This is a genomic window from Pseudomonas sp. Irchel 3H3 (assembly GCF_900187635.1).
GTDB lineage: Bacteria > Pseudomonadota > Gammaproteobacteria > Pseudomonadales > Pseudomonadaceae > Aquipseudomonas.
The window spans coordinates 187,214-208,293 of the sequence record NZ_FYEC01000001.1 but is presented as its reverse complement, the minus strand read 5'-3'; the positions used below and the strand labels follow the sequence as shown (position 1 = coordinate 208,293).

The window sequence follows — 21,080 nt, the reverse complement described above, 5'->3', positions numbered from 1 at the left end:
AGGAGCTGACGCTGTCGGTTATGCCGGTGACGGAATCAGCACGCAAGCGGTCGTGCTCAGACGAGGGCGGCGATGCAGATTTGTTAGCGTCGATGGCTTTCATTCAGGGAGAAATGCACATGAAAGTCGCTACGCAAGTGTTAGCCGTCGCCATGTGCCTGGGCCTTGCCGGCCAGGTGTTCGCCACCGATCTCAAACATTGGCCCCAGGCACAGGCCAAGCAGCTGGACGCGATGATCGCGGCCAACGCCAACAAGGGTAACTACGCGGTGTTCGACATGGACAACACCAGCTACCGCTACGACCTGGAAGAGTCGCTGTTGCCGTTCATGGAAAACAAAGGCCTGATCACCCGCGAGAAGCTGGACCCCTCCCTGAAACTGATTCCGTTCAAGGACACCGCCGAGCACCAGGAAAGCCTGTTCAGTTACTACTACCGGCTGTGCGAGCTCGATGACATGGTCTGCTACCCATGGGTCGCCCAGGTCTTTTCCGGTTTCACCCTCAAGGAACTCAAGGGCTACGTCGACGAGTTGATGGCCTCCGGCAAGCCGGTGCCTAGCACCTATTACGAAGGCGACGTGGTCAAGACCATCGAGGTCAACCCGCCGAAGATCTTCACCGGGCAAGCCGAGCTGTACAACAAGCTGATGGAAAACGGCATCGAGGTCTACGTGATGACCGCCGCCTCGGAAGAGCTGGTGCGCATGGTCGCCTCCGATCCCAAGTATGGCTACAACGTCAAACCGCAAAACGTTATCGGCGTGACGATGCTGCTCAAGGACCGCAAAAGCGGCGAACTGACCACCGCGCGCAAGCAGATCACCGCCGGCAAGTATGACGAGAAGGCCAACCTGGGCCTGGAGCTGACCCCATACCTGTGGACCCCAGCGACCTGGATGGCTGGCAAGCAGGCCGCCATCCTGACCTACATCGACGAGTGGAAAAAACCAGTGCTGGTGGGCGGCGACACTCCGACCAGCGACGGCTACATGCTGTTTCACAGTGTCGACGTGGCCAAGGGCGGCATCCACCTCTGGGTCAACCGCAAGGACAAATACATGGCCCAGATCAACGGCATGATGGCCAAGCACGCTGCGGCCCAGGCCAAAGAAGGGCTGCCGGTGACGGCGGACAAGAACTGGGTGATCGTCAAGCCGGAGGAGATTCAGTAACACGCAGGCGCCTGGCTCGTTGCATCGCAGCGAGCTGGGCACCTCTGGGCAAAAACATATCAATTGCGAATCACTCGCATCTTCTGCTAGCGTGCGCGCTCCTGAACGACCCTTTCGATCAAGGTAGTGCTGTGTCCTCCTGGAATACGCAGATCGCGCGCCTGTTCGCTGAACAGAAGAAAGCCCTGGAAGCGTTCGTCACCCGGCGCACCGGTAGTGCGCAGGTGGCGGCCGACTTGACCCAGGAATCTTTCCTGCGCCTGGCGCGGCTCGAGTCCGGTGAGAAGATCGACAATCTCCCGGCCTTTCTCTTCACCATTGCCAGCAACCTGGTGCGCGATCATCAGCGCCAGGCGATTCGTCGTGAGCGGGTGGAAGCGGGTGAGCCTAGCGACGAACTGCCTTGCAGCACGCCATCGGCGGTGGACCAGCTATCGGCGCTGCAGGAGCAAAGGCTGATGCATGATGCAATTGCGGCGCTCCCCGAAGCGACTCGAAACATCTTCCTGCTTTATCATGTCGACGAATGCTCCTACCGCGAGATTGGCGAGCGTCTGGCAATCAGTCCGCGCAGTGTCGAGTACCAATTGCGGCGTGCGCTGATCGATTGCCGGGCCTTTATCCAGGCGCGACTGGCCAACGACAAGCGAGGCGCGCGCCCATGACTGACGCGCCTGTGGCTGTGGAAACCCTGATGACCGAACCCGCTGCACCGGACCGCGATGACCTGTTCGCCGAGGCGTCTGGCTGGTATTTCCGCCTCCAGGCCGAAGACGTGACCACGGCCGAGCGCGACCGCTTTGCCTGCTGGCTGGCTCAGGGCGCTGCGCAGTACGAGGCCTGGCAGGAGGTGCAGTTGCTGCTGGGCAGTCTGCGCGAGCCCGCCCGGCAGATGCGCGAGGCCGAGCAGGCGCGCTGGAAAAAACCTGCTGGCCAGCGTTGGCTGCCCAAGGCCTGCGCGGCGGCGGTGGTGCTGATGACGATCGGTCTGCTGGCGGCGCAGACCCCCTGGCTGGATCGCTGGCGCGCGGACTATGCCACCGGTACCGGGGAAACTCGGCGGATCGAACTGGCCGATGGCTCGCGGCTGCAACTCAATACCGACAGTGCCGTGCAGATCCACCTGAGTGCCGGTCAGCGCCAGGTTCGCCTGTTGCGCGGCGAAGCCTGGTTCGAGGTCACCAAGGACCCGGCCCGGCCTTTTGTCGTCGAGTCCGGCACGGGAACGGTGACGGTTGTCGGCACCCAGTTCAGCGTTGCCCAGCGCAACGCTCGCACTCAGGTGCAGGTGGCCCAGGGCAAGGTTGCAGTCAGCGCTGGCGATGGGGCGCCGGTGTACCTGGAGCCGGGCAGGGCGGTCGAGTATCAGGATCGCCGGTTGAGCGAGGTCCACGGCTTCGACCCGGCCGCCGGGTTTGCCTGGCGGCAGCGGCAACTGGTGTTTCGCCAGCAGTCGCTGGCCGACGTGGTGGCGGAGTTGAACCGCTACTGGCCCGGTCGCACCCTGGTGCTCGGTGATGAGCTGCGCGAGCGGCGGGTATCGGGGGTATTCGATATCGATAAACCAGACGCCGTGCTCAAGGCATTGGTCCACACCCTCAACCTGCAGGCCGAGCATTACACGCCGTATCTGTTGGTGCTGCGCGCGGGTTGAAAGCGATTCGCTGTCTTTTGTAAATAATTCTCAAAAACTTTCAGGGTTTCTCCGGGCGTGGTCGTCCTTGATCAGAGACGCGCAAATAATAAGCACTCTCAAGTAGTGCGGCGCTGAATCACCGACTTCGATCTTTGGGGAAACACTCATGGGACATCTGACCGCCACGCGTCGCCTGCCTGGCCTGCCGACTTTGCTGACGCTGGCTATCGGCCTGGCCTCGGGCGCAGCGCCGTTGTACCTGCAGGCGGCGACCGCCGAGCAGACGCAGGTCTATCGCTTCGAGATTGCCGGGCAGTCGCTGGATGGCGCATTGACGGCGTTTTCCTCGGTGACGCGCCTGCAAGTGCTGGTGTCCGCCGACGTCACCCAAGGCGTGTTGTCCCCTGGGGTCAAGGGCAGTTTCTCCGGTGCCGAGGCGCTCTCGCACTTGCTCGCCGGCACCGGCCTGGTGGCTAGCTTCATAGACGATGACAGCGTCACCCTGCACCAGCCGCAGAGCAGCGGTTCGGCCCTGGAACTGGGGGCGACCAAGATTGGTGCCCAGCGTCTGGGGACGACCACCGAAGGCAGTGGTTCCTACACCACCGGTGCCGTGACCATCGGCAAGGGTACCCAGAAGCTCAAGGACATCCCGCAGTCGGTCAGCGTCCTGACCCGCAAGGCCATGGATGACCAGAACATCACCACCCTGACCCAGGCCATCGAAGCGGTGCCGGGGTTGGCGTCGGTCAAGTCCCCGGGGCCGGGGATGTTCATGTTCTCCCGCGGTTTCGACATCGAGGCGCTGCAATATGACGGCGTCCCGGTGCCCCGCAACGTCTATGCGCTGGGCAGCTACATCACCGAGAACATGGTGATCTACGACCGCATGGAAGTGCTGCGCGGCTCTGCCGCTCTGTTGCAAGGCGCCAACAGCCCGGGCGGCGCGATCAATCTGGTGCGCAAGCGCCCACAGGCGGCACCGACCGTGACCCTGAGCGCCAAGGCCGGCAGTTGGGACCGCTATGCCTCGCAGGCGGATGTCGGCGGACCGTTGAATGAAGCCGGCACCGTGCGCGGCCGCGCAGTGGTCAACTACGAGAAGGGCCACTCGTTTTCCGACTATACGTGGAGCTGGGAACAGACTGTGTATGGCGCGCTGGATTTCGACCTGAGTGAAGACACCGTGCTCGGCGTCGGTTTCAGCAACAAGAAAAGTCATGGCCGACCGTACTACATCGCCTTGCCGCGCTACACCGATGGCAGCGCGGTCGACCTGTCGCGCTCCACCTACACCGGCGCCACCTGGAACCGCTCGGAGAACGACCAGACGGCGGTGTATATGGATCTTGAGCACCACTTCAACGACAGCTGGAAGCTCAAGGCGTCGGCGACGGCGATGAACGAGTCCAATGAGGCGACCTATCAATTCACCACTGGCGCGATCACCCCTGGCACTTCGAGCGGTTCGCGGTTCGCTGACTATTCCACCGACTTCTATGGCAAGAACCGTGGCCTGGACATCTACATCAATGGCGATTTCGAGGCGCTGTCGTTCAAGCAGAGCGTGGTGCTGGGCGGCAACTACTCCAAGTACACCACTGATGACAGCTACGCTCGCGCATTTGCCCCGGGCGTCGATATCTTCAACATTGACCACCATCGGCCCTTCCAGAGCTTCGACAGTATCGCCGACAAGGCCAACCTGGCCGTCAGCACCTACGATGTCCGGCAGAAAGGCCTCTATGGTTCGTGGAATATCCACCTGACCGATCCGCTGACCCTGGTGCTGGGCGCGCGCAGCAGTTGGTACGACTTCGATTTTGCCCAGGACAACTATTTCGCCCGCGAGCAATTGGAAGGCGGCGAGAAGAATTCGGTCAAGGCCAGCGGCAAGGTCACGCCTTACGCGGGCCTGATCTATGCGCTCAACGATCAATGGTCGGTCTATGGCAGTTACGCCGAGGTGTTCATCCCTCAGGTCCAGATAACCCAGCAGAAAACCGGCCTGCCACCGGTCGAGGGCAAGAACTATGAAGTGGGCATCAAGGGCGAGCTGATGGACGGCCAGCTCAACGCCTCGCTGGCAATGTTCCGCTATATCCACGAAAACCGCGCAGTGACTGACTTCACTACCGACATTGAAGGCCCCAATGCGTGCGGCGGCTGGTACTGCTCGACGGCGTCGGGCAAGGTGCGCAGCCAGGGCATCGAGGCCGAGTTGAGCGGCGAAGTGCTGCCGAACCTGCAACTGACCAGCAGCTACACCTACAACACCACCAAATTCCTCAAGGACACGGAGCTCGAAGGCAAGATCTTCAGCACCGCGACCCCGATGCACATGCTGCGGGTGTGGAGTGATTACCGCTTGCCGGGTGAGTTGGACCGGGTTCGTGTCGGTGCGGGGGTCAATGCCCAGAGCAGCACCTTGAGTTTCGAGCGCGCTTTCGAACAGGCCGGCTTTGCCATCTGGAACTCACGCGTGGCCTATGACGCCAGCGACGAAGTGACCCTGGCGGTGAACCTGAACAACATGTTCGACAAGAAATACTTCATCCCCTCGTACGCGCAACTCGCCGGCAACAACTACTACGGCGACCCGCGCAACATGATGTTCAGTGTGACCTACAAGCCGCAGTTCTGAATGCCCTGAGACTTGCGCTCTCAAACCAGCGCCTACAAGGGCTGCACAAATGCGCAGTACTTTGTAGGAGCGAGCTTGCTCGCGATGGACCCCAACGATGACGCGTATTACCTGAATAAACGCGTTGTTTTTGAGTTCTTCGCGAGCAAGCCGCAAGCGGGCGCTCGCTCCTACAGTGGATCGGCACAAACAAAAATGCCCCGCACTTGGCGGGGCATTTTCAGTTCAACGGCTAACGATCACAGCCCGTCGAGCATCGCCTTGTTGCGCACGGCACCCTTGTCGGCGCTGGTGGCCAGCAGGGCGTAGGCTTTCAGTGCGGTGGTCACTTTACGTGGGCGCACTTCAACCGGCTTCCAGCCTTTTTTGTCCTGCTCGATGCGGCGTGCCGCCAGTTCTTCATCGCTGACCAACAGGTTGATCGAGCGGTTGGGAATGTCGATCAACACTTTGTCGCCATCCTGCACCAGGCCAATCGCACCGCCGGCAGCGGCTTCTGGCGAAGCGTGGCCGATGGACAGGCCCGAGGTGCCGCCGGAGAAGCGACCGTCGGTGAGCAGGGCGCAGGCTTTGCCCAGGCCCTTGGACTTGAGGTAGGAGGTCGGATAGAGCATTTCCTGCATGCCCGGGCCGCCTTTCGGGCCTTCGTAACGGATGATCACGATGTCGCCTTCTTTGACTTCGTCGGCGAGGATGCCGCGCACCGAGCTGTCCTGGCTTTCGTAGATTTTGGCGCGACCTTCGAACACGTGGATCGACTCGTCGACACCGGCGGTTTTCACCACGCAGCCGTCCAGGGCGATGTTGCCGTACAGCACGGCCAGGCCGCCTTCTTGCGAGTAGGCATGCTCGACACTGCGAATACAGCCGTTTTCACGGTCGTCGTCCAGGGTTTCCCAACGGGTCGACTGGCTGAATGCGGTCTGGGTCGGGATGCCCGCCGGGCCGGCCTTGAAGAAGTGGTGCACGGCTTCGTCGGTGGTCTGGGTGATGTCCCACTTGGCGATGCCTTCGGCCATGGTCTTGCTGTGCACGGTCGGCAGCTCGGTGTGCAGCAGGCCGCCACGGGCCAGCGAGCCTAAGATCGAGAAGATCCCGCCGGCGCGGTGCACGTCTTCCATGTGGTACTTCTGGATGTTCGGCGCGACCTTGCACAGTTGCGGTACGTGGCGCGACAGGCGGTCGATGTCCTTCAGGTCGAAGTCGATCTCGGCTTCCTGGGCTGCGGCCAGCAAGTGCAGGATGGTGTTGGTGGAACCGCCCATGGCGATGTCCAGCGTCATGGCGTTTTCGAACGCCTTGAAGTTGGCGATATTGCGCGGCAGTACCGAGTCGTCGTTGTCACCGTAGTAGCGTTTGCACAGTTCGACGATGGTGCGCCCGGCTTGCAGGAACAGCTGTTCGCGGTCGCTGTGGGTGGCCAGGGTCGAGCCGTTGCCCGGCAGCGCGAGGCCGAGGGCTTCAACCAGGCAGTTCATCGAGTTGGCGGTGAACATGCCGGAGCACGAGCCGCACGTCGGGCAGGCGCTGCGCTCGTACTCAGCGACTTTCTCGTCAGAAGCGCTGGAGTCGGCGGCGATCACCATGGCGTCAACCAGGTCCAGGCCGTGGGAGGCGAGCTTGGTCTTGCCGGCTTCCATCGGACCGCCGGAAACGAAGATCACCGGGATGTTCAGGCGCAAGGCGGCCATCAGCATGCCGGGGGTGATCTTGTCGCAGTTGGAGATGCAGACGATCGCGTCGGCGCAGTGGGCGTTGACCATGTACTCGACGGAGTCGGCGATGATCTCGCGGCTCGGCAGCGAATAGAGCATGCCGTCGTGACCCATGGCGATGCCGTCATCGACTGCAATGGTGTTGAATTCCTTGGCCACACCGCCAGCGCGTTCGATCTCGCGGGCAACCAGTTGACCCAGGTCCTTGAGGTGCACGTGGCCCGGGACGAATTGGGTAAAGGAGTTGGCAATGGCGATGATCGGCTTTTTGAAGTCGTCATCTTTCATCCCCGTGGCGCGCCACAGAGCGCGAGCACCGGCCATGTTGCGACCGTGGGTGGATGTTTTCGAGCGGTAATCTGGCATGAAGCACTCCGGGCGGCTAATCAGGTATCAAAAGGGAAGTGAGCTTCTATTGACGTCTGGAACACTCAGAAATAGCCGGGTGTCCGGAAGTTGCCGAGAACTTTGCGGGATCGCCGCGCGCTTCAGCTTGAGCTCATAAACCCGCCGGGGGATGACTGGCGATGAATAGGGCCGATTCTACACCGCTGGCGTCAGGAGGGAATGGCTGCAAGCATTCACAATACGTTCGGCGACCACCCCCGTAGGAGCGAGCTCGCTCGCGATGAACCCGAGAACGCCGCGGGGTGTCAGGTTCCCCGCGTTATCGTTGACCACCATCGCGAGCGAGCTCGCTCCTACAGTATTAAATCCACATGGCATCCCACAGCGGATAGTCTCCAACTCGAGTCACAAGCCCGGCGCGCAAAGGGTTGGCGATGATGTATCGGGCGATGGCTTTCAGATCTTCCTCGCGACGCAAGGCCCGATCGAAGTAACCCTTTTGCCATAGCGTTTCGTGGCGACCTCTTTGCTGGTTGATGGCGCGAGCACTTCTGGATTTGGCCGCCTGCATCAGTCTCGGCAAATCACCGTTGTGCAATTCAACCAGCCAATGAAAGTGATCCGGCATGACGACCCAGGCTATTGAGGTGGCATTGCCGGCTTCATGAGCTCTTCTGAATTCACTCACTACCAAGCGTCCAACGTACAAATCATTGAAGATCGGTTGTCGTTCATGGGTGACAGCGGTCAGGTGATAGATACGACCGGATTGCGAGTGCCGACCTGTGCGTAATCGATGGGCTTTTGGCGTGTTGGACATTCCGTTGTCCTCTTCGGTGATGGGAAGAGAAAACGGTAGGCGTGGGGTGGGAGGTTGTCGCTTCGGCAGTGGATCAGAATGTGTCCTGCACCTGGAGCGAGCCCGCTCGCGATGAGTTCAATGACACCGCGGAGTATCAGGTTCCCCGCGTTATCGTTAACCTCCATCGCGAGCAAGCCGCAAGCGAGCAAGCCGCAAGCGGGCGCCGCAAGCGGGCGCTCGCTCCTACATAGGTTTTGCGTTATCAGCTGTTGGGCAACAGCCGGCAGGTGATGCTCTTGATGTAGCGGGTTTCAGCAATGGCCGGGTGTACCGGGTGGTCCGGGCCCTGGCCGCCGCGTTCCAGCAGCTGGATGTTGCGGTCCAGGTGGCGGGCGCTGGTCAGCAGAATGTTCTGCAGGTCATCTTCGGGCAGGTGCATCGAGCACGAGGCGCTGACCAGGATGCCGTCCTTGTTGAGCAGGCGCATGGCTTGCTCGTTCAGGCGACGGTAGGCGCCTTCGCCGTTCTTCATGTCTTTCTTGCGTTTGATGAACGCCGGCGGGTCGGCCACGATCACGTCGAAACGTTCTTCGCTGGCTTTCAACTCTTTCAGGGCTTCGAATACGTCGCCCTCGATGCAGGTCATTTTGTCGGCAAAGCCGTTCAGCGCAGCGTTGCGCTCAACGCCGTCGAGGGCGAAGGCCGAGGCGTCGACGCAGAACACTTCGCTGGCGCCGAATGCGGCAGCCTGCACGCCCCAGCCACCGATGTAGCTGTACAGGTCCAGTACACGCTTGCCTTTGGCGTACGGGGCCAGGCGGGCGCGGTTCATGCGGTGGTCGTAGAACCAGCCGGTTTTCTGGCCCTGAATGACCGGCGCTTCGAATTTCACCCCGTTCTCTTCCAGGGCGACCCACTCCGGCACCAGGCCGAACACGGTGTCGACGTAGCGCTCGAGGCCTTCGGCGTCGCGCGCGGCGGAGTCATTCTTGAACAGAATGCCGCTCGGCTTGAGCACTTGGGTCAACGCGGCGATCACGTCGTCTTTATGGGTTTCCATGGTCGCCGAGGCGATCTGCACCACCAGGATGTCGCCGAAACGGTCGACTACCAAGCCCGGCAGCAGGTCGGAATCGCCGTAGACCAGACGGTAGAACGGCTTGTCGAACAGACGCTCGCGCAGCGACAGGGCGACGTTCAGGCGGTGCACCAGCAGCGACTTGTCCAGTGGCAGCTTGATGTCGCGCGACAGCAGGCGGGCGCAGATCAGGTTGTTCGGGCTCATGGCGACGATGCCCAGCGGCTTGCCACCGGCGGCTTCCAGGATCGCCTGGTCGCCGGCCTTGAAGCCGTGCAGCGGGGTGGCGGCTACGTCGATTTCGTTACTGTAGACCCACAGGTGACCGGCGCGCAGGCGACGGTCGGCATTGGCTTTGAGGCGCAAGCTTGGCAGGGACATGACGTCGCTCCAGAAAAAAGAGCGGGAGTATACCCTGTTGCGCAGCCGTTGGCGGGCTCACCGGATGGACTGCGGGAGCGGTTTGAGGTGTCGGCAACCTGCGCTTAAGGGGTAGAATCGCCGCCTGCCCAGAGTGAGTACTTATGTCCCAAGAGCTATCTTCCGAACAGATTCAGCAGGCCCTGCAAGGCATCAGCGTTCCGCCTCAACCGCAAATCATGGTGGATTTGCAGATGGAACAGTACATGCCGGACCCGGACCTTGAAGTGATCGCGAAGCTGATCTCCCAGGACCCGGGTCTCTCCGGCGCGTTGTTGAAAATCGTCAACTCGCCGTATTTCGGCCTGAGCAACAAGATTGCCTCGATCCAGCGGGCGGTGAACCTGTTGGGCAGCCGCTCGGTGATCAACATGATCAACGCGCAGTCGATCAAGGGTGAGATGAATGACGACACCATCGTCACCCTCAACCGTTTCTGGGACACCGCGCAGGACGTGGCGATGACCAGCCTCAGCCTGGCCAAGCGCATCGGCTCGCAAGCGGTGGACGAAGCCTATGCCCTGGGGCTGTTCCACGACTGTGGCGTGCCGCTGATGCTCAAGCGCTTCCCCAACTATATGGCAGTGCTGGAACAGGCCTATGCCAACGCCGGCGTCGATTGCCGGGTGGTGGACACGGAAAACCATGCGTTCAACACCAACCATGCGGTGGTCGGCTACTACACGGCAAAGTCCTGGCGCCTGCCGGAACATGTCAGCCACGCTATCGCCAATCATCACAATGCCCTGGCGATCTTCAGCGATGAGTCCTCGCGCAACAGTCAGTTGAAGAACCTGCTGGCGATCCTCAAGATGGCGGAACACATCTGTGCCTCGTACCGGGTCCTGGGCAACCAGACCGAAGACCACGAGTGGGACAGCATCGGTCACCTGGTGCTCGACTATGTCGGCCTCTCGGACTACGACTTCGAGAACCTCAAACAGACGATCCGTGAACTCGGCGCGCACCATTGAGCGCCGGACCTTTCCTGAGCCGAGTACGCCATGCCTGAATTGCCGGAAGTCGAAACCACCCGCCGCGGGATTGCGCCCTACCTGGAAGGCCAGCGCGTCAGCCGGGTGGTGGTGCGTGAGCGGCGCCTGCGCTGGCCGATCCCCGAGGACCTCGATGTGCGCCTTTCCGGGCAGCGCATTGTGCTGGTGGAGCGGCGTGCCAAGTATTTGCTGATCAACGCCGAGGTCGGCACCTTGATCAGTCACCTGGGCATGTCGGGGAATCTACGCCTGGTGGAAATCGGCCTGCCGGCGGCCAAGCATGAGCATGTGGACATCGAGCTGGAGTCCGGCCTGGCCCTGCGCTACACCGACCCGCGCCGTTTCGGGGCGATGCTCTGGAGCCTTGACCCGCTCAACCACGAACTGCTGCTGCGCCTGGGGCCGGAGCCGCTGACGGACCTGTTCGACGGCGATCGCCTGTTTCAACTGTCACGTGGGCGTTCGATGGCGGTCAAGCCGTTCATCATGGACAACGCGGTGGTGGTGGGGGTCGGCAATATTTACGCGACCGAAGCGCTGTTCGCCGCCGGGATCGACCCGCGCCGCGAGGCCAAGGGCATCTCCCGGGCGCGTTACCTGAAGCTGGCGATCGAGATCAAGCGCATCCTGGCCGCCGCCATCGAGCGCGGCGGCACCACTTTGCGCGACTTTGTCGGCGGCGACGGTCAGCCGGGCTATTTCCAGCAGGAACTGTTCGTCTATGGCCGCGGCGGCGAGGGCTGCAAGGTCTGCGGGACAGAACTTCGCGAGGTGAAGCTGGGGCAGCGGGCGAGTGTGTTTTGCCCCAGGTGCCAGCGCTGATCCAGATGTGGCGGTGAGGTTGCTTATGGCCTCATCGCGAGCAGGCTCGCGATGGGGTCCTTACGCCTTGCCGGTAATGATCCGGTACTTTTCCATCAACTGCTCTTCAGTTTCCGGATGGGCTTCGTCCAGCGGAATGCAATCGACCGGGCAGACCTGCTGGCATTGCGGCTCGTCATAGTGGCCGACGCACTGGGTGCACAGGTTCGGGTCGATCACGTAGATCTCTTCGCCCTGGGAGATGGCGGCGTTCGGGCACTCGGGTTCGCAGACGTCGCAGTTAATGCAATCGTCGGTGATGATCAGGGACATTGGGGACTCCAGCCAGGGTCGTCGGCCCGGGCATCTGAAAACTAATGCGCACAATTGTGCCGCATTGACGCTGTAGGAGCGAGCTTGCTCGCGAAAAACGTCAGGGCGCTGTGTACTTTCTGATAGCACTGCGTAATCGTTGACGTTTTTCGCTGGCAAGCCAGCTCCTACAGTCGGGGTCTATTTCTTGAACCGGAGTGTAAGAGCATCGGCCACGGCCGGGTGGACGAATTTAGTGATATCGCCGCCCAGGGCTGCAATTTCACGGACCAACGTCGAAGAAATAAACGAATAGCGCTCGGACGGCGTCAGGAACAGGCTTTCCACGTCCGGGGCCAACTGGCGGTTCATGTTGGCCAGCTGGAATTCGTACTCGAAATCCGACACCGCACGCAAACCACGCAGGAATACATTGGCATTCTGCTCTTTGGCGAAGTGCGCCAACAGCGTCGAAAAGCCGACGACTTCGACGTTCGGCAGATGTTTGGTGACCTCGCGGGCCAGCTCCACACGCTGTTCCAGTGGGAATAGCGGGTTTTTCTTGGGGCTGGCGGCGACAGCAATGATCACATGATCGAACAGGCGCGCGGCGCGTTCGACCAGATCGCCATGGCCCTTGGTAATAGGGTCGAAGGTACCTGGGTACAACACTCGGTTCATCGCGTCGTCCTGGCGGGAATCCGTTGGGGAGTCGGATGGTATCGCAGCCTTCCCGGTCGGCCAAGTCGCCATTGGGCTAAGAACGCACTATAGACCAGGCGAATATGCAGTTTTTTCATGGATTTCGCAGGCGTTCGGCCAGTGCGCTGGCCAATTGCGCGGTCAGCCCGTAGACCGATAGTTGCGGGTTGGCGCCAATGCTGGTGGGGAACAGCGAGCCGTCATGCACCGACAGATTGCGCAGTTGATGATGCCGTCCGAGGCTGTCGGTCACGGCGTGGGTCGGGTCTTCGCCCATGGCGCAACCGCCCATGACGTGGGCGCTGCCCAGGCGGGTGCGATACAGCTCCAGGCTCAGGCCGTCGATCAACGTGCGGGCTTCGGTGAGACTGTTCACGTAGCGCGCATCGGCGTGCATCGGCATGACGGCCTTGGCGCCACCGGCGAACTGGATCTCGGCCATGCTGTGAAAGGCCCGGCGTAGGCCGTCCCAGGCGTAGTCGGAAACCTGATAGTCGAGCACCGGCGTGCCGTCGCCGCGCAACTCGACGCTGCCGCCGCTGCTGTCCGGGTGGAAACCGTCACGCAGCAGGGCGAGCATGGCGTGGGTATGGGGCAGTTGCTGCATGTGCGCCGCGTTCTCGGCGCCGAAGCCGCCGAGCAGGGTCGCCGCCAGCGCCGGGTGCAGCGGCGGCACTTCGAGCTTGTAGGACATTTTGCCGGTGGCGCCGTCCTGCCATTGAAAGTGGTCGGAGTAAATCGACTGCGGCGCGCCGTAGAACGGGTTGATGACTTCATCGAACAGCCCGGCAGACATGTTCACCAGGTGCAGGAAGGTGCGTTTGCCGAGGCGCTCGTGAGGGTCGGGTGCCTTGGAACGCAGCAACAGCGCCGGGCTGTTGATCCCGCCACCGGCCAGCACGTAGTGCCGTGCCTTGACGGTAATGGTGCGACCAGTGGGCGCCACGCAGCGTTCATCCATGGCCACGCACAGCAGGCCGGTGACCTGGTCGTCCTTGATCAACAGCTGTTCGGCGCGAGCCAGGTACAGCAGCTCGCCGCCTTTTTCCAGGGTCGCGGGAATGGTGGTGACCATCATCGACTGTTTGGCGTTGGTCGGGCAGCCCATGCCGCAATAACCGAGGTTCCAGCACCCGCGCACGTTGCGCGGAATCACGTGCCAGCTGTAGCCGAGTTGCTCGCAGCCTTTCTTGATCACTTCGTTGTTGGCATTGGGTGGCACCAGCCAGGGTGCGACGCCGAGGCGTTGTTCCATTTTTTCGAACCAGGGCGCCATGTCCGCCGGGCTATGGCCCTTGACGGCATGCTCCCTGGCCCAGTGTTCGAGGGTCGGCTCGGGGGTGCGAAAGCTCGAGGTCCAGTTGATCAGCGTCGTGCCGCCCACCGCGCGGCCCTGCAGGATGGTGATCGCACCGTCCTTGCTCATGCGGCCGATGCCCTCCTGGTAGAGGTTGGCGTAGGCCTGGTCTTCGAGCATCTTGAAGTCGCTGCTGGTCTTGAGCTGGCCTTCTTCGATCAGCAGCACCTTGTAGCCGGCCGCACTGAGGATCTCGGCCGTGGTGCCACCGCCCGCGCCGCTGCCAATGATGGCGATGTCGGCTTCCAGGGTCAGGTCATTGGCCAGTTGTGAGCCGTTGTAGGTTTTCCAGCCGCGGGCCATGCCTTCGCGGAACGGATCGGGTACGGGCATCAGGGGCTCTCTTATATTTATCAGGTGGTGAAGGTGCCTGGATCTCAGACTTTCGGTGGCCCGGGATAGCCGCAATGGGCCCACGATTCGGCGCGGCTGTACCAGGCCATCATCACCAGTTGCAGGATCGAACTGTGGCCCATGCGCAGCAGGCTTAACGAGCTGTTCTGCCAGCGTTGCAGGAAGTGGCGGATGGCTTCGCTGCTGGCATTTTCCCAACTGCCCCAGATTCCGGTCAGTGGCCCGCGGGTGACCGCCATGCCCAGCACGTCGAACAGTTGCTGGGTCAGCTTGAGCATTTCTGGCGACAAGTGATCGAGGCCGTGGTCCAGGCTGCGCAGGGTTTGTTCGGTGGCGGCGGGGAGTTTTTCGGCCGCCACGGCGCCCTCGAGCATCACCGGCAACAGCGCCCGCAAAAAACCCAGGTCAGTGTCGCGGATAATCGCAAACCCGTTGGCCGGGCTGCTGGCCGAGCAACCGCTGAGGCTGGCGCCCAGGCCTGCGGTGGCGAGGAAGGCGCTGGCGCCGAGACTGAATTTGAGCAGGCCGCGCCGTGACAGCGCGGGGGCATCGCAAAAGCGTGGGTTCATTATTGTTTTTACCCGGCAGTGAAGGGTCAGCGGATGAACAGTTTCTGGATCAGCTTCTGGATCGACTTGCCATAGGGTGGGTAGATCAACTTGGCCGCGTTGAAGCGCTGCTTGATCAGCACGCCCTTGGCTTTGCTGAATGTCAGGAAACCTTCCCTGCCGTGGTAATGGCCCATGCCGGAAGCGCCGATACCGCCAAACGGCATGTCGTCCTGGGCAACGTGCAGCAGGGTGTCGTTGAGGCAGACCCCGCCGGAATGGGTTTCCTGGAGTACGCGATTCTGTTCGGCCTTGTTGTAGCCGAAGTAGTAAAGCGCCAGTGGACGTGGTCGTTGATTGATGTAGGCAAATGCCTGGTCCAGGGTCGTGTAGGGCACCACCGGCAGCAGCGGGCCGAAGATTTCGTCCTGCATCACGATCATCTCGTCGCTGACATTCAGCAACACGCTGTGGCCCATGCGCCGGTCCTGGTCTTGCTCGAACAGCGGGATCAACTGTGCGCCCTTGGCGCTCGCGTCACTCAGGTAGCTGTGCAGTCGCACCAGTTGGCGTGGGTTGATGATGGCGGTGTAGTCGGGGTTGTCCGCCAAGGTCGGGTAGAAGCCACGCACCGCCTGGCGATAGGCCTCGACGAAGGATTCGACCCGGTCCTGCGGCACCAGCACATAGTCCGGAGCGACACAGGTTTGCCCGGCGTTCAGGGTTTTGCCGAAGGCGATGCGTTCGGCGGCATCCTTGAGCGGCACGTCGTGGGAGACGATGGCCGGGGATTTTCCACCCAGTTCCAGGGTTACCGGTGTCAGGTTCTCGGCCGCCGCGCGCATCACGTGCTTGCCGATGCTGGTGGCGCCAGTGAACAGCAGGTGGTCGAACGGTAGTTGGGAAAACGCCACGCCCACATCGGCCTCGCCCAGCACCACGGTCACCAGGTCCTGGGGGAAGATCTTGGCCAGCAGGAATTTAAGCAGCTCGCCGGTGGCCGGCGTGGATTCGCTGAGCTTGAGCATCACTCGGTTGCCCGCAGACAGGGCGCCGACCAGCGGGCCGATGGCCAGGTAGAGCGGGTAGTTCCACGGCACGATGACCCCGACGACCCCCAGCGGTTGGTAGACCACCTTGGCCTTGGCCGGCTGGAACGCCACGCCTACTTTGCGTGGCGAGGCTTTCATCCAGCCCTTGAGGTGTTTGCTGGCGTAATGAATGCAGTGCAGGCTCGGCATCAGTTCGGCGAGCAGGGTTTCATCGGCGCTGCGGTTGCTGAAGTCTGCGCTGATCGCTTCGATCAAGGCCTGGCGCTGGTCACTCAGGACGTCGCTCAAGACCTTGAGCCACTGCTGGCGCTGGGCCGCAGGCGGCATAGGGTTGGCCGCATACGCCTGGCGCTGGGCGGTAAACAGGTCGTGAAGCTCACTCAATGGCTGCTGGGAGTCTTGCAGGTAGGCAATTTCGGCGGGCATGGTAGCTCCAGGTTTTTTTATAATGGAGAAGTTTTTAGAGTCTATGCTCTAAAAAGTCAAATGACTTCCTCGGGATGTGATGATTTATCCGCCGACGGATAGGTCGTAAGATGCCCGCAACGCACAGCAGAATTAAAGCTCAAGCCATGGCCCCACGAATAAAAACCAGCGAGCGCATCGTGCAGAACAGCCTGGAGCTGTTCAACCAGCAGGGTGAACGCAGCATCAGCACCAACCATATCGCCGCGCACATGGAGATATCCCCGGGCAACCTGTACTACCACTTCCCCAACAAGCAGGCGATCATCGCCGTGTTGTTCAGTGAGTACGAGGCCCTGGTGGAAAGCTTCCTGCGCCCGCCGCAAGGGCGTGCTGCCACGGTTGAAGACAAGCGTTACTACCTGCAGGAACTGCTGGACGCGATGTGGCGCTACCGGTTTTTGCATCGCGACCTGGAGCACCTGCTGGACAATGATCCGGAGCTGGCGGCCCGTTATCGACGGTTTTCCCAGCGCTGCCTGATCCAGGGCACGGCGATCTACGCCGGTTTTGTCGCCGCCGGCATCCTCGCCATGGACAAGGTGCAGATTGAATCCCTGACGCTCAACGCCTGGATCATCCTGACCTCCTGGGTGCGCTTTTTGTGCACCACCCGAGAAAACTCCAGCCACCTCAGTGAGCAGGCCATTAAACGCGGCGTGTACCAGGTGCTGGTGCTGGAAGCCGGGTTTGTCACCGAACAATCGCGCGAGGAAATCGACGCCTTGTTCGAGGAGTATTACGTGCCGCTGGGCCAGGCCCTCGAAGAAGTGCAGTAGGATCGCGCCAAGACTTACCTCACAGGAGCCCGCTATGCCCATCGCGCAACTGATCAGCCCCCTAGCCCTGGACCAGAAAAAGGAGCAGGCCGCCCTGGTGATCCTGGATTGTCGCTTTGCCCTCGAAGATCCGGATTATGGCCAGCGCAGCTATGCCGAAGGGCATATTGCCGGCGCCTCGTTTGCCGATCTGGAGCGTGACCTCAGCGGGCCGGTGATCAAGGGTGTCACCGGCCGGCACCCACTGCCGGACCCGCAGGCCCTGATCGAGCGCCTGCAAGCCTGGGGCATCGATAATGACAGCCAGGTGGTGCTGTATGACGACGGTCCAGGGGCGTATGCAGCCCGGGCCTGGTGGTTGCTGGCGTGGCTGGGCAAGCGTGACGGGGTGTTTATCCTCGACGGTGGCCTCAAGGCCTGGCACGCCGCCGGCCTGCCGCTGAGCCTGGATGCGCCGGGCAATACCCGTGGCACGTTCAGCGGTACCTCGGACGCGGCCATGGTCTTGAGCGCCGACCAATTGCAGCAACGCCTCGCCCGGCCGGAGCTGACCCTGCTCGATGCCCGTGGGCTGCCGCGGTTTCGCGGCGAGGTCGAACCGATCGATCCGGTGGCCGGGCATATCCCCGGCGCGTCATGTGCGGCCTTCACCGATAACCTGGGGTCGGACGGACGCTTTCTGCCGGCTGCGCAACTCCAGCAGCGGTTTGCCGAGAAGCTGGCGCAGCGCTCGCCGAGTGAACTGGTGGCGTACTGCGGTTCGGGCGTGACAGCCTGCCACAACCTGTTTGCCCTGTGCCTCGCTGGCTACCCGTTGGGGGCGCTGTACGCCGGCTCGTGGAGCGAATGGATCACCGATCCGCAGCGGGCGATTGCCACCGGCGACTGAGCCTTAAAGCGCTAGCTGCCCTAGCAGCCAGCGCAAGCCAAAAAACACCAGCATACCGCCACCGATGGTCGCCAACAGGTGGCGGGTGGTGGCTGCGATGGCGATGGCTGCCAACCCAGCCAGCAGGTAGGCATTGTTCATGGTCAGCGCCCAGTGCTGGCCATCGGGCAACAACATGCCTGGCACCACGATGGCTGTCAGTACCGCCGTCGGTACGTAGTGCAGCCCCTGGCGTACCAGTGGCGGGAACTTCAGGTTGGGCCAGGCGAACAGGCTGTAGCGCAGGGCAAACGTGATCGCCATCATTCCCAGAATCAGCCAGCCGTAACTCATGAGCGCAGCTCCCTGGCGTGGTGTTGCTGCAGTTGGCGGCGCTCCAGCAGCACGCCCACGGCGATCCCGCTGAACGCCGCGGCCATCAGGCCCAGTTTGTAGGGCCAGTGCAGGGTGGCCAGGGCTACTGCGCCGGCGGCCAGGGCCGCGGCAATTTGCGGCTGGCTGCGCAGCAGCGGCACGACAATCCCGATAAAGGTCGCCAGCATCGCGAACTCCAGGCCCCAGCTCGCCAGGTCCGGCACTGCCTGGCCAAACAGCACGCCGGCCAGCGAACTGCCCACCCAGCAGGCATACAGCGAGCTGGCGACGCCCAGCCAGTACCACTGCGCCAGGGGCTTGTCGCCGTGCAGCAGGTAAAACCGCTGGACCACGGCAAAGGTTTCATCGGTCAGCCAGAAGGCCAGGAGTAGCCGCCAGTGCTGCGGCAGACGGCCGACATGGGGCTGCAGGGTGGCGCTGTAGAGCACATGACGCAGGTTGACGATGAAGGTGGTCAACAGGATCACCAGCACACTGGCGCCGGTGCCCAACAGGCTGAGGGCGATCAGTTGTGCGGAGCCGGCATACACCAGCAGTGACATGCCGACCGCCTGCCACAGCGTCAGGCCCGCCGCGCCGGCCAGGGTGCCGAAGATCAGGCCGAACGGCAGGATGCCCACCGCCATGGCGAAACTGTCGCGGATACCACGGGAAAAAAGTTGCTGACGGGTCATGGAGACTCTCCTTGTGCCGGCATCTTGCGCGACGGGGCAAAGAGTTGTCTTGAACGATCTTGCAGATTTCCTACGGGGTCATTCTGGCGGTGCGGTAGGCGCCGGGGCCGACGCCGTAGACCTTCTTGAATTGCCGGCTTAAATGGCTCTGGTCGGCAAACCCCAGTTGTGTGGCAACCGCCAGCGGCAGACAGCCTTCGCGCAGTAACGCCCGGGCCTGGGCGATGCGCTGTTGCATCAGCCAGGTGTGCGGTGGCATGCCGGTGGCATGGCGAAACACTCGGGCGAAGTGGAAGGGCGACAGGTTGACCGCCGCCGCAAGCGCTTCCAGGGACGGCGGTGCGGCCAGTTGCGCATGCAGCAATTCCTTGGCCCTGGCGATCGCGCGGTGCTCTCGGCCCGGCTGCCCAGGCGTGGCCACGGCGGCATGGCGTTGCAGCAGCGAGAGCATCGTTTCCCGCCACAGGGTTTGTTGTTGCAGGGCGCTGGCCGGGCTTTCCAGCAAACGGTGCAACTGACAGAAACCACTGACCAGGTCCGGGTCGCGATACAGCGTGGCGCCGAAAGCCGGCAAGCTGCGGGAGGGCAATTCGAGTTCGGCCAGCAGCCCGAGGATCTGCCCGTTGTCCGGGTAGAACGCGCGGTACAGCCAGCCATCCTCGGTGCCCTTGTGCCCGGTGTGCAGTTCGTCCGGATTGATCACCACCAGGGTGCCGCTGCCGGCCAGGTGCTCGGCACCGCGATAACGGTAGCGCTGGGCGCCCGCCATGATCATGCCGATCACAAAGCCGTCGTGCACATGGGGCACGAAGCGTTGCTCGATGTAGCGCGCCGACAGCAGTTCGACCCCGGCCAAGGGGTCGGTGTGCCAGAAACGGATCGACTCGCCCGATTGACTGTCCATGGTCCTAGTCGCGACCCGGTTGGGCCAGCCACTGGGGGATGCGCCGTTCCAGGTAATAACCCGGGGTGCGCAAGGTGCCGTCGACAAAACCGACGTGCCCACCCTTGGCCTGCAGCTCGAAGCGGGTGCAGGTCGACAGCTCGCCGGCTTCAGGCAGGCTGTGGGGGTAGACGAAGGGGTCGTCGGCGGCCTGGATGATCAGGGTCGGGGTGCGGATTTTACCGAGGAAGTAGCGGCTGGAAGCGCGTCGGTAGTAGTCCTGGGCATCGGCGTAGCCATGCAGCGGCGCGGTGACCCGACCGTCGAAGTCCCAGAAGGTACGCATCTTGTCCAGCGAGCCGAGGCTGGCCAGGGTCGCCAGGCCTTCGTGGCGTCCGTCCTGGAGAAACTGGCGCTGCTTGTTCTTGATGTACGCGAGCATTTCGCGCATGAAGTGCGCCTGGTAGACCTTGGAAAAGCCCTGGCCGATGCGGTCGGCGCACTGATCCAGGCGAAAGGGCACCGAAACCGCCACCGCGCCTTGTAGCTGGCTGGCGCTGCCGGTTTCGCCCAGGTGTTTGAGCAGGATGTTGCCCCCCAGGGAATAACCGACCGCATACAGCGGGGCCAGGGGGCGCGTTGCCCGCAGGTGGTTGATCGCCGCGGCGAGGTCCTCGCTGGCGCCGGAGTGGTAACTGCGTGGCAGCAGATTTGGTTCGCCCGAGCAGCCGCGCCAGTTCAACGCGGCGCTGGCCCAGCCTTGTGCGGCGAGGGCACGTTGCAGGCCAGCGACATAGGGCGAATTGGAGGAGCCGGTCAGCCCGTGCAGCACCAGGACCAGAGGCGCGTCGACGCTGTGCGGGCCGTGCCAGTCGAGATCGAGGAAGTCGCCGTCGTCGAGCCACAGGCGTTCGCGCTGCCGCTCCAGGTGGGTGGTCTTGCGCCACAGCGGCCCCCACAGGGTTTGCAGGTGCGGGTTGCCGAGGCCAAATGCCGGGGTGAAGGGGCTTGCCGGTGCTGGGGAGGGTTGGGGCACGACGATCTCGTTGCTGCGGATGGACAAGGTGGCAGAACGA

Annotated in this window: 20 protein-coding genes; 8 read left to right on the top strand and 12 right to left on the bottom strand. The window is 62.3% G+C overall.

Annotated elements, in window-relative coordinates:
* The first annotated feature begins 119 nt into the window (after positions 1-119).
* From CKW24_RS00960 to CKW24_RS00945, 4 genes are all read left to right on the top strand, one after another.
* Entirely contained in the window at positions 120-1,175 is a 1,056-nt protein-coding gene (locus CKW24_RS00960; RefSeq protein WP_095164613.1) for a phosphorylcholine phosphatase, read from the top strand.
* A 131-nt stretch (positions 1,176-1,306) separates the two neighbouring features.
* On the top strand, positions 1,307-1,840 hold the full coding sequence (locus CKW24_RS00955) for an RNA polymerase sigma factor (protein ID WP_095164611.1): 534 nt from the start codon (positions 1,307-1,309) through the stop codon (positions 1,838-1,840).
* Positions 1,837-2,829: a FecR family protein gene (locus CKW24_RS00950; protein WP_256585372.1), complete on the top strand. Its 993-nt coding sequence runs from the start codon at positions 1,837-1,839 to the stop codon at positions 2,827-2,829. Before CKW24_RS00955 ends, CKW24_RS00950 begins: the two co-directional genes overlap by 4 nt.
* A 148-nt stretch (positions 2,830-2,977) precedes the next feature.
* A complete protein-coding gene (locus tag CKW24_RS00945) occupies positions 2,978-5,455 on the top strand; it encodes a TonB-dependent siderophore receptor (RefSeq protein ID WP_095164609.1) in 2,478 nt (825 codons plus the stop codon).
* Positions 5,456-5,694: 239 nt separating this feature from the next.
* Here the strand turns inward: CKW24_RS00945 and ilvD are convergent, their stop codons facing one another.
* The 3 genes from ilvD to CKW24_RS00925 all read right to left on the bottom strand — a co-directional run bounded on the left by ilvD (position 5,695) and on the right by CKW24_RS00925 (position 9,779).
* A complete protein-coding gene (ilvD, locus tag CKW24_RS00940) occupies positions 5,695-7,536 on the bottom strand; it encodes a dihydroxy-acid dehydratase (protein ID WP_095164607.1) in 1,842 nt (613 codons plus the stop codon).
* 343 nt (positions 7,537-7,879) lie between these two features.
* Positions 7,880-8,338: a transposase gene (locus CKW24_RS00930; protein ID WP_095164603.1), complete on the bottom strand. Its 459-nt coding sequence runs from the start codon at positions 8,336-8,338 to the stop codon at positions 7,880-7,882.
* Between the two features lie 244 nt (positions 8,339-8,582).
* Positions 8,583-9,779: a class I SAM-dependent rRNA methyltransferase gene (locus CKW24_RS00925; RefSeq protein ID WP_095164601.1), complete on the bottom strand. Its 1,197-nt coding sequence runs from the start codon at positions 9,777-9,779 to the stop codon at positions 8,583-8,585.
* Positions 9,780-9,922: 143 nt separating this feature from the next.
* On the opposite strand from CKW24_RS00925, the gene CKW24_RS00920 reads away from it, so the two are divergent.
* Positions 9,923-10,792, top strand: a complete 870-nt coding sequence (locus CKW24_RS00920) for an HDOD domain-containing protein (RefSeq protein WP_095164599.1) — start codon at positions 9,923-9,925, stop codon at positions 10,790-10,792.
* Between the two features lie 30 nt (positions 10,793-10,822).
* Positions 10,823-11,635, top strand: coding sequence for a bifunctional DNA-formamidopyrimidine glycosylase/DNA-(apurinic or apyrimidinic site) lyase (mutM, locus tag CKW24_RS00915; protein WP_095164595.1), 813 nt, complete (start codon positions 10,823-10,825; stop codon positions 11,633-11,635).
* A gap of 60 nt (positions 11,636-11,695) precedes the next feature.
* Here mutM and CKW24_RS00910 read toward each other — a convergent pair whose 3' ends face one another.
* The 5 genes from CKW24_RS00910 to CKW24_RS00890 form a co-directional block, all read right to left on the bottom strand.
* Complete coding sequence (locus tag CKW24_RS00910; RefSeq protein WP_038358877.1) at positions 11,696-11,947, bottom strand: YfhL family 4Fe-4S dicluster ferredoxin; 252 nt, start codon at positions 11,945-11,947, stop codon at positions 11,696-11,698.
* A 180-nt stretch (positions 11,948-12,127) separates the two neighbouring features.
* Complete coding sequence (gene coaD / locus CKW24_RS00905; protein WP_040071510.1) at positions 12,128-12,607, bottom strand: pantetheine-phosphate adenylyltransferase; 480 nt, start codon at positions 12,605-12,607, stop codon at positions 12,128-12,130.
* A gap of 115 nt (positions 12,608-12,722) precedes the next feature.
* A complete protein-coding gene (locus CKW24_RS00900) occupies positions 12,723-14,318 on the bottom strand; it encodes a GMC family oxidoreductase (protein ID WP_095164593.1) in 1,596 nt (531 codons plus the stop codon).
* A 44-nt stretch (positions 14,319-14,362) separates the two neighbouring features.
* The gene (locus CKW24_RS00895) at positions 14,363-14,908 is read right to left on the bottom strand and encodes a twin-arginine translocation pathway signal protein (RefSeq protein WP_095164590.1); all 546 of its coding nucleotides are present in this window, start codon (positions 14,906-14,908) and stop codon (positions 14,363-14,365) included.
* Positions 14,909-14,934: 26 nt separating this feature from the next.
* The gene (locus CKW24_RS00890) at positions 14,935-16,365 is read right to left on the bottom strand and encodes a coniferyl aldehyde dehydrogenase (protein ID WP_095164576.1); all 1,431 of its coding nucleotides are present in this window, start codon (positions 16,363-16,365) and stop codon (positions 14,935-14,937) included.
* 146 nt (positions 16,366-16,511) lie between these two features.
* Between CKW24_RS00890 and CKW24_RS00885 the strand changes: the two genes are divergently transcribed.
* Positions 16,512-17,183: a TetR/AcrR family transcriptional regulator gene (locus CKW24_RS00885; protein ID WP_095164574.1), complete on the top strand. Its 672-nt coding sequence runs from the start codon at positions 16,512-16,514 to the stop codon at positions 17,181-17,183.
* 34 nt (positions 17,184-17,217) lie between these two features.
* Positions 17,218-18,072, top strand: coding sequence for a sulfurtransferase (locus CKW24_RS00880; RefSeq protein WP_095164572.1), 855 nt, complete (start codon positions 17,218-17,220; stop codon positions 18,070-18,072).
* Between the two features lie 3 nt (positions 18,073-18,075).
* Here CKW24_RS00880 and CKW24_RS00875 read toward each other — a convergent pair whose 3' ends face one another.
* The 4 genes from CKW24_RS00875 to CKW24_RS00860 all read right to left on the bottom strand — a co-directional run bounded on the left by CKW24_RS00875 (position 18,076) and on the right by CKW24_RS00860 (position 21,040).
* On the bottom strand, positions 18,076-18,405 hold the full coding sequence (locus tag CKW24_RS00875; RefSeq protein ID WP_095164570.1) for an AzlD domain-containing protein: 330 nt from the start codon (positions 18,403-18,405) through the stop codon (positions 18,076-18,078).
* The gene (locus tag CKW24_RS00870; RefSeq protein WP_095164568.1) at positions 18,402-19,121 is read right to left on the bottom strand and encodes an AzlC family ABC transporter permease; all 720 of its coding nucleotides are present in this window, start codon (positions 19,119-19,121) and stop codon (positions 18,402-18,404) included. The genes CKW24_RS00875 and CKW24_RS00870 overlap by 4 nt, the downstream gene beginning before the upstream one ends.
* Positions 19,122-19,191: 70 nt before the next feature.
* On the bottom strand, positions 19,192-20,025 hold the full coding sequence (locus tag CKW24_RS00865; RefSeq protein ID WP_095164566.1) for an AraC family transcriptional regulator: 834 nt from the start codon (positions 20,023-20,025) through the stop codon (positions 19,192-19,194).
* A 4-nt stretch (positions 20,026-20,029) separates the two neighbouring features.
* Positions 20,030-21,040 carry a hydrolase gene (locus CKW24_RS00860; RefSeq protein ID WP_095165188.1) on the bottom strand — a complete coding sequence of 337 codons (1,011 nt, stop codon included), beginning with the start codon at positions 21,038-21,040 and terminating at the stop codon, positions 20,030-20,032.
* Positions 21,041-21,080: the final 40 nt, after the last annotated feature.